This window comes from Actinoplanes utahensis (assembly GCF_016862455.1).
Lineage (GTDB): Bacteria > Actinomycetota > Actinomycetes > Mycobacteriales > Micromonosporaceae > Actinoplanes > Actinoplanes utahensis.
The window spans coordinates 1-7,164 of record NZ_BOMZ01000131.1 but is presented as its reverse complement, the minus strand read 5'-3'; the positions used below and the strand labels follow the sequence as shown (position 1 = coordinate 7,164).

Below are 7,164 nucleotides of genomic sequence, written 5' to 3'. Positions count from 1 at the left end.
GGTCGCACGCTCACGCAGATCGTCGGGGTACTTCTTCGGTGCCGGCATCGTTGAATCATCTCCCAGGTTTCGATGTCTCCATCAAACCCGGGGCGGGACACAGTGCTGCCTGGGCTCCTGTGGGAATGCCGGTCGTCTCCGGCCAGCCCGGACGCCTAAGATGACTCCTGATGGTTAATTCTGAACAGCGGTCCGCCGGAGCTTCGGCTGGCTGGACACCCGCGGAAGAAGCCCTGCGATTGCTAGCCGGCGTTCCTGCCGCGCTGGACGTCGCCGTCAAAGGCCTCAGTCGCAGCAGTGGTGTTTATGCATGGTGGGCTGCCCCGGCGGTCTTTCCCGATCTGCCCGGGTTGCCCAACGAGAAGGTGCCGTCGCTACGGCTGCTGTATCTCGGCCGGGCGACCAATCTGCGGGGCCGGATTCTGCGCAACCATCTCCGGCGGTCGGGCAGTTCGACTCTGCGCCGCACACTTGCCGGGCTGCTCTTACCCGACGAGGGCTATCGAACGCACTGGACCGATCGCGTTGTTCTGGTGCCTGAGGATGAGGCACGACTGACCCGATGGATGTACGGGCATCTACGCCTGACTTGGGCTGAGGAACCTGAGCCGGTCGCCGTTGAGGCCGAGTTGGTCCGCCGCCTGCACCCGCCACTGAATGTGCACGGCGTCGATCCTGAACACCTTCAAGCCGCCGTTGTCGCCGCCAAGAACGCATACAACGCCTCCAGCGGGCCGCCGGACTGACCCGTCGCCGCATGAGTCGTCCAGAGTCGGCACTGCGCGCTTCGGGCATTCCGTCAAGCGCTTATCTCGCCGCGAGCCGTGCCGCAGATCGGCGCGAACGTCAGCACCAGGCAGCGCGTGCTCGTGCCGAGGACCGTGCGTTCAACGGGATAACGTCAGCGTGCTGCGGACCCGCGTAGGCGGTGCGCTGCTATTCGCCTAGCCACGATAGGGATGGTGCGGGGTGATGTTACGACGACGCTTGGCAGTGGCAAGCTCAGCCGGCCGGAGGGGCTCGATTCCCGCGGTCGGAGCGATCGTGACGGAGTCGCGGCACGCAAGGTCTGCCAGAGTCGTCCGGGAAACAACGTGCTCAAGCCCTGGCGCCGTGATGACATGGCCACGACTGCCCCTGGTAGTTCCCCTCCCGGACAAAGTCATGGCTACGGTGCCAGGACCCGTCTTGGTGCTTACGGCAGTCCAAACGTGCTGGGCGACTTCGTCGAGCAGTTCGTTGTACGCGATGCGAGAGGCGGTTTTACGGTTGCGAGAGTCGGAAGAATCCACATGTCTCCTTGGCTCTGAGAGCGCCCGCTTACGATCCCGCAGATGGAGGGCTAAGGGTTCTATCGGCTGACGGAACCGCAGCTTGCACCCTTGCCGTAAGCCAGGCGCGGAGCGCACGCACGTCGAAGTCTTCGACGCTGACGACAAGATGGTGTCGTGCGTTGTAGATGCCGCCGACCTCACGACAAATCTTGGCGAGCCACTGCGGCGAACAGACGGTGACATCGAAGGATTCCTCACCAGGTGTGCCCGGCGATCCGACCATCATCCGGGCGAGCAACGCGAACTGGGACGGATCGTCCGGAAGCGTCGAGGGGTCGGGGTCAAGGGCGAGGCTCTTGAGGACTGCTCGCACACCGCTGATACTGCCGTACGAAACGTCCGCTCATGGCCGCTGAGCGAGCACGTCCCGACGGCCGGCACGTCGGCGCTCGACGCGAGGTCAACGGCCGGTCGTCGGCGAACGATCACACACTGATCGGGCCAAGGCCACCTCCCACGCTTCCTTCGCCGTGCACGCGATATCAGGGATCACTCCCGATCCTTCCCAATTCGAGCCGGTGACGGCGTCGATCACGGTGCCCTCCGGCAGCAGGCCGACTACCTGGCCGGTCAACTGCACCGGGGTGACATGGTCGGCGGCGCCCCGGGTGGTCTCGCCGACAATCACGGCACGGCCTCGTGCCTGGAGGTGGTAGGCCAGCGCCTCCGCCGACGAATAGGTGTGCGAGCTCACCAGCACGGCCAGATCCTGGGTCATTGCCGAGCCGGCCGGGCGCGCGCGAGTCCACCACTGGCGGCGCCGGTCCCGATAGATCACCTCGGACAGTGCCTGCGCGTCGTCGCCAAGGAGATATTCGGCGATCAGCGCAAGAGTTCCCGGGTCACCGCCCCCGTTGCCACGAAGGTCCAGCACCAGTCGCTTGGCGCCGCGGGCAAGGGCGAAGGCGGCCTCGAGATACGGGCCGGCGAAGTCCACCGGATCGAGGGTGTCGAAAGTCAACGCGAAGGTCCCGTCCGCCAGGCGTCGCACCTCGCGGACCCCGGCCGCCCGGCCTCGTACCTGCTCGGGGTCGACCGGGGGCCAGCCGCGCGACCGGGTGTCCGGATCCGCCGTCGCGTCTGCGTCGAAATGCAGTTCGAGGTGCCGACTGTGCACCTGCGCGAGTCTTTCGACGGCACGGCAGTCGGCTGCGGTCAGCAGTTCCGGCCGGTCACCGAAGGCGGCTTCGAGATCGGCGATCAGCCGGTCGAGACGCGGGCCGGACGGCATGAGCCGGCGCAGCCAACGGACCAGATGATGGACGAATTCGGTGACCCCGGTCTGCTCGCCAATCCCCATGGTCAAACCGTAGGGGGCATCCGGGCGACCGTCACCGTTCACCACTCTGCCCTCAGCAGAGCCAGCGCTGACGCGGTTCCCGAAGCGCCGTCGGTGTCGCGGCCTGCGGACCGGCGGATGCTCTGCGCATTCTCATGCCGCTCTCCGTGCAGACCTGATGCACGACGAGACCGCACCCAGCGGGATGATCTCCGGGCGATTCTGTCGGTGGCAGTCGCTATGGTGCGCTCGTGAGTGACGCGTACACGGTCTACTGGCCGCAGGATCGCTGGCGAAATGCGCTGGGGGTACATGGGCCGCTCGAGGTCATGTTCGGCGGCCCGCACCTATCCGAGCCGAGCTTCCGCCGTGCGAAGGTCACCGTCGGTGACCTTCTCTATCCCATCGGCGTGAACCAGCAGGTTCTGTACGTCTTCGGGCGCATGCGAGTCCGGGAGATCGTCGAGGTGGACGGTGCTTCACTGCAGGAGCATTACGCCCGGTTCCGTCCTTGGCGTTTTCTGGCACCGACGTGCACTGACGAGGTCGTGCTCGGGGAGGAGGGCACACCCGTGCATGGCAATCATGCCGTCCCGAGTGAAGCGCTCAAAACGCTGACCTACCTACCGCGCCGCCGAGGGCCGCGACCGATCAAGCACGTCAGTGAAGCTGGACTCCTGACGAAGGCGATCAGCATTCAGGGTATCTACCGCTTGGCTCCAGCATCAGTGGTGGAACTCGATGCCGTTCTCGACAGTGGACCAACTTTCCCGTCCGCCGTGCCGCCGCGGCCGGCATCCAGGCCCCACGTCAACCCTGCCTCGTTGGGTATGGAGCCCCTCTTCTAGCTCCGCATCAACGCGAAGCTCTGCAGAAGCTCGCAAAACAGGCGTACCGGTGCCTCCAAGTCTGGCGATCCAGGCGCCAGGCTATTCCTCTCTCGGCGAGAGAGTTCACTCTCAAGTAGCCGCGAGGGGTGAAGCCGATGGTAGCCGCGGAGCCATCCCAGCGGCCTAGGTGTCGTATTCGCCGTTCCATGGCTCGTGGAGCCCTGGTCCCTGTGGGTAGAGCTCGGCCCATGGTCCGCCGTGGCCCTCGTCTGGATCGTCGGTGGTCTCATCGATGAGGCCGAAGACGACGTTGTCGAAGTCGACCCGGAAGGGTCGGATGGCGATATCGCAGTTCGTGACCGCCTCGAGGCCGGCCAGCCAGTCCGACAGGACCTGCTCGGCGGCCTCGACGGCTGCGGGGCTGTCGCCCCTGACGCCGGTGAACCGGAGATTCGAGCCAGTGTGGTGCCCGCCTTCGTCGAAGAGATGGAGCACCGCGTAGATCCGCTGCTGGTTCCGCCAGTCGTGACCTGCTGTGACGCCTTCCTGGTAGGCGCCGGTGATGTCAGCGAAGAACTGTCCGCCCGCATGCCGTCCGATGCGGCCGGTACGGTAGTCGGGCTCGTACCTGATCGGGATGACTTCTGGGAGTCGCACAGCGCGGATCGTAGCCAGCGGCGCCCGCGATCCCGCTCCGCAAGCCCGCGTTATAGCCGCCGGGGTGCAGGCTGCCGGTTTGATCGCCGCGCGTCCCGAAAACGGATCACGGCAGCCAATATCAATTCACTCATCTGGCACTGATCGTGCTCGGACCGGCCGCCGTCACGACCGGTGGTCGGCTGTGAGGGCCTGGTGCTCTGTCGTGCCGAGTTGAGCGCGTGCCCGAGCAGGGATGTCCCTGCCCAAACCATTAGCGCTCAACCCGATTCGGGAGGATCCCTAGAGTAGCCGCATTCATCATGGACCCAGAAATCGAGGTATGCCGCGCGGTCATCGGGCGAGTTCATGACGCCGAGCCATTCTGCTGCCGCCTGCTTCATGTGCCTGACAGCCTGGACATCTTGCTCCGCAGATCCCCTGCCGGGGGCATCCATCTCGTCGGTGAGCGCGCCCCAGATAAGGTTCAGGCCAACCGTGACCTCGGACAGCGGTCCACTCTCGGGAGCCTCGGCCATAGTTCGTATGGCCAAGCCCTGAAACTCCAGACCCGCGTCATACGTCGGCAAGCCCGGGTCTGCGTCGAGCACCAGGCGTGCCTGGGCCGCTGCTGCCGCCATGAACTCCTCGAGGCTCTCCGGCAGGCGTTTTTGATCTTCCACGGCACTCACCGTACGTCAATTCCGGATCCGCAATACGACGATGCCTACCGGCGAGACAATGCGCTCAACTGTCGCCGACGATGCTCCGAGCGCCGAGGTAATCCGGGTGCGGAATATGCACCGTTGCCGTGATACTGCGGCGGGCCGGGTTATTGCAGCGTTGATGAGTCGGCAGCCGGGTACGCACGGCGGCTCGGAAGCGCGTGGGGCCACTGGCGTGCCATGTCCCACCGGCGGTTCAAATCCCCTCCGGCCCTCACAGGCCGCTCCCGTCCTCGGGCTGGTTGCCACCGTCCAGAGCGGTGGTCGCGGTGACGGGCCGACCTGTAACCGTGCCCGGTCAGGATGCATTCGCAGGTGGGATCCGGTCGGCTGTTGCGGATCTGTCAGGTCTGATGCCGGCTGCCTATCATGTGCCAGGTGCTGCGCCTGCAACGATACTGGTCAACAGTTCTGGAACACGACTTCACTCCGCACGGGATCTGCAACGACGAGACGTATGGCCGTCTACCGCCGCTTCCGGAGCATCTGTTCACCGGTGATTTCGGCTGGCTCACCGCCGGCGCGGCGGGGCCGGACGCACACTACATGCAACCCGGCGCGGTCCCGAAACTAGCCATGTACGAGCTGGACCACCGGCTGGCCAGGGACAGTCTTTACCTCCCCGCGTCGTTCGTCACCTTCATGACGAGCGCCACACTGCAACAGAGGGTTCCTTCCCCCTTCGACGACTGGCGGATCTCCGGTCCTGCGTTCAGCCCAGTCGAAGAGCACGGCCGACTGCTGCGATTCATGCGTGACTCGCACGGCGCCGACTGGACGGCGTACCTCTACCTCGCCGCTGACGGCACCTGCCCTGTACTCGGTAGCCCCGGTCTATACACGCCGGAACTCGACGAGGAGCCGGAAGAACGTTTCTCAGGCACGCCGGCAGAGTTCGCGGACGCCGCCTACTGGCTCGCGCCGGACTTCGAGCACTTCCTTTACCGCTACTGGGTGGAAAACGTCATCTGGTCCCACGTCATCGACCAAGGCCGTCCCGCGGCCGGGCTACCTCCCTTGGCACGGGAGTACTTCACGCTTCTCCGGGATCCGGATCGCTCTCCGCTCGATGTCTGGCCGACGCCGTTGTCCTGGTTGAGGAAGAATCACGACCAGCTCGAACTGTGGTAAGGCAAATGATCGACATCGTCGGCTCTTCCGCCAGCTACCGGCCCTGAACATGCGCTCAACTGCCGCGATCCGGGCGCGCAGCGAGGTATGACACCGCGGTCGAGCACGAGCAGGACGGCCCACCGACCGGCTGAGGGCCGTGGTCAGTCGCGGTTGTCGACGTCCGCGACGAGCAGCAGCGAACGGAGCACCCGGTAGGCGGCCTCCCGCTGTTGCCCCGCCCGCGCGTCGTTACGGAACGACACGCTCCGGCCGGTCGGCAGATGGGTCAATCGAACCGACGCCGTGGCCGGATTCCGCGTGCACATCACATCCACCCGGACATCCTCGTCCCGGACGGTCTCCGGATCGTCGTCCTCGACCAGCGGGGCCACGGTGACGGTGACCTCGGCCGCCCCGGCGCGATGCCGGCCGGCCTCGGCGCGCAGCAGGCCGTACGCGTACGGCGCGGCCACGACCAGCGCTCCTTCCCGTAGGCGCGATCCCGGCTGGACGTCGTCGGGCACCGCGACGCCGTGGCCGTGCCGCTCGGCCCATTCGAGGTATCGCCGCAGCACGGTCACGACCAACGTTGCCGCATCCTCGCCGGTTCCGGCGGAACGAACGACGACCACAGCGTCCCGTAGATCGAAGGGCCCGTCGAGGCGCATCCGGATCCGCAGGTCGGCGACGGCGTCGCTCAGCGCGTCGGCTTCGACCCGCAGGTCGGCGAGGACCGCGTCGTCGTGCGCGTCGACCGCCAACGCGAGCAGCTGTCGCGCGTCGTCGAGCCGCCGGCGCACCGTCTCGGCGCGGGCCAGCTCACGGGTGACGACGGCGAGGCGGACGCCGACCGCCCGCCCGTGCGCGGGATCTCTTCACAGGTCCGGCGCGATCGCCGCGGTCTCCAGCTCGCCCCGGATCCGGTGGAGCCGCTCGAGGCTGGGCGCGGTCGAGCGGACTATCGTGGCGAGGTCGTGCAGATGGTAGGTCAGCTCGTCGGCGCTCACCCGCCTAGTTTACGGACCGGCACCCGGCAGCTCATGCTGGTTGTGGGTGATCTCTGCAGCCGGGACACCGAGATATGAACCGGCCGTTGTCGTGCGTGGGTGCACTGATCTGCCGCGTTGAAGCGCCGCTGACATGCGGCAAGCGATCATCGCGCGGGTCGGGCGTTCGGCCGCGCGGCGTTCTCACACGGCGCACCTTCACATCTCGTGTGCGTCGTCCCATTCCGCTGCAGTAGGAAG

Annotated in this window: 8 protein-coding genes and 1 pseudogene; 3 read left to right on the top strand and 6 right to left on the bottom strand. The window is 66.2% G+C overall.

Annotated elements, in window-relative coordinates:
- The first annotated feature begins 170 nt into the window (after positions 1-170).
- Positions 171-746, top strand: a complete 576-nt coding sequence (locus Aut01nite_RS42905) for a GIY-YIG nuclease family protein (RefSeq protein ID WP_083999778.1) — start codon at positions 171-173, stop codon at positions 744-746.
- Between the two features lie 574 nt (positions 747-1,320).
- Here the strand turns inward: Aut01nite_RS42905 and Aut01nite_RS45050 are convergent.
- Entirely contained in the window at positions 1,321-1,647 is a 327-nt protein-coding gene (locus Aut01nite_RS45050; RefSeq protein ID WP_083999780.1) for an Imm8 family immunity protein, read from the bottom strand.
- An 87-nt stretch (positions 1,648-1,734) separates the two neighbouring features.
- Positions 1,735-2,634 (bottom strand): S41 family peptidase, encoded by a 900-nt coding sequence (locus Aut01nite_RS42895; protein ID WP_204037954.1) that lies wholly within the window; start codon positions 2,632-2,634, stop codon positions 1,735-1,737.
- 230 nt (positions 2,635-2,864) lie between these two features.
- On the opposite strand from Aut01nite_RS42895, the gene Aut01nite_RS42890 reads away from it, so the two are divergent.
- Positions 2,865-3,461 (top strand): hypothetical protein, encoded by a 597-nt coding sequence (locus Aut01nite_RS42890; protein ID WP_052164370.1) that lies wholly within the window; start codon positions 2,865-2,867, stop codon positions 3,459-3,461.
- A gap of 165 nt (positions 3,462-3,626) precedes the next feature.
- On the opposite strand, the gene Aut01nite_RS42885 is transcribed toward Aut01nite_RS42890, so the two are convergent.
- The gene (locus Aut01nite_RS42885; protein ID WP_043530749.1) at positions 3,627-4,100 is read right to left on the bottom strand and encodes a hypothetical protein; all 474 of its coding nucleotides are present in this window, start codon (positions 4,098-4,100) and stop codon (positions 3,627-3,629) included.
- Positions 4,101-4,360: 260 nt separating this feature from the next.
- Positions 4,361-4,762, bottom strand: coding sequence for a hypothetical protein (locus Aut01nite_RS42880; RefSeq protein WP_052164371.1), 402 nt, complete (start codon positions 4,760-4,762; stop codon positions 4,361-4,363).
- Positions 4,763-5,182: 420 nt separating this feature from the next.
- On the opposite strand from Aut01nite_RS42880, the gene Aut01nite_RS42875 reads away from it, so the two are divergent.
- Complete coding sequence (locus Aut01nite_RS42875; protein ID WP_152629011.1) at positions 5,183-5,935, top strand: hypothetical protein; 753 nt, start codon at positions 5,183-5,185, stop codon at positions 5,933-5,935.
- Between the two features lie 143 nt (positions 5,936-6,078).
- Here Aut01nite_RS42875 and Aut01nite_RS42870 read toward each other — a convergent pair.
- Both Aut01nite_RS42870 and Aut01nite_RS44575 read right to left on the bottom strand, forming a co-directional pair.
- Positions 6,079-6,750 (bottom strand): annotated as a pseudogene (locus Aut01nite_RS42870) (PCRF domain-containing protein); the annotation flags it as partial.
- Positions 6,751-6,792: 42 nt separating this feature from the next.
- Entirely contained in the window at positions 6,793-6,924 is a 132-nt protein-coding gene (locus tag Aut01nite_RS44575) for a hypothetical protein (protein WP_268871737.1), read from the bottom strand.
- Positions 6,925-7,164: the final 240 nt, after the last annotated feature.

Excerpts from the sequence above, each read along its gene's own strand:
- Aut01nite_RS42905 (WP_083999778.1), top strand. The coding sequence starts at position 171 with ATGGTTAATTCTGAACAGCGGTCCGCCGGAGCTTCGGCTGGCTGGACA.
- Aut01nite_RS42895 (WP_204037954.1), bottom strand. The coding sequence starts at position 2,634 with ATGGGGATTGGCGAGCAGACCGGGGTCACCGAATTCGTCCATCATCTG.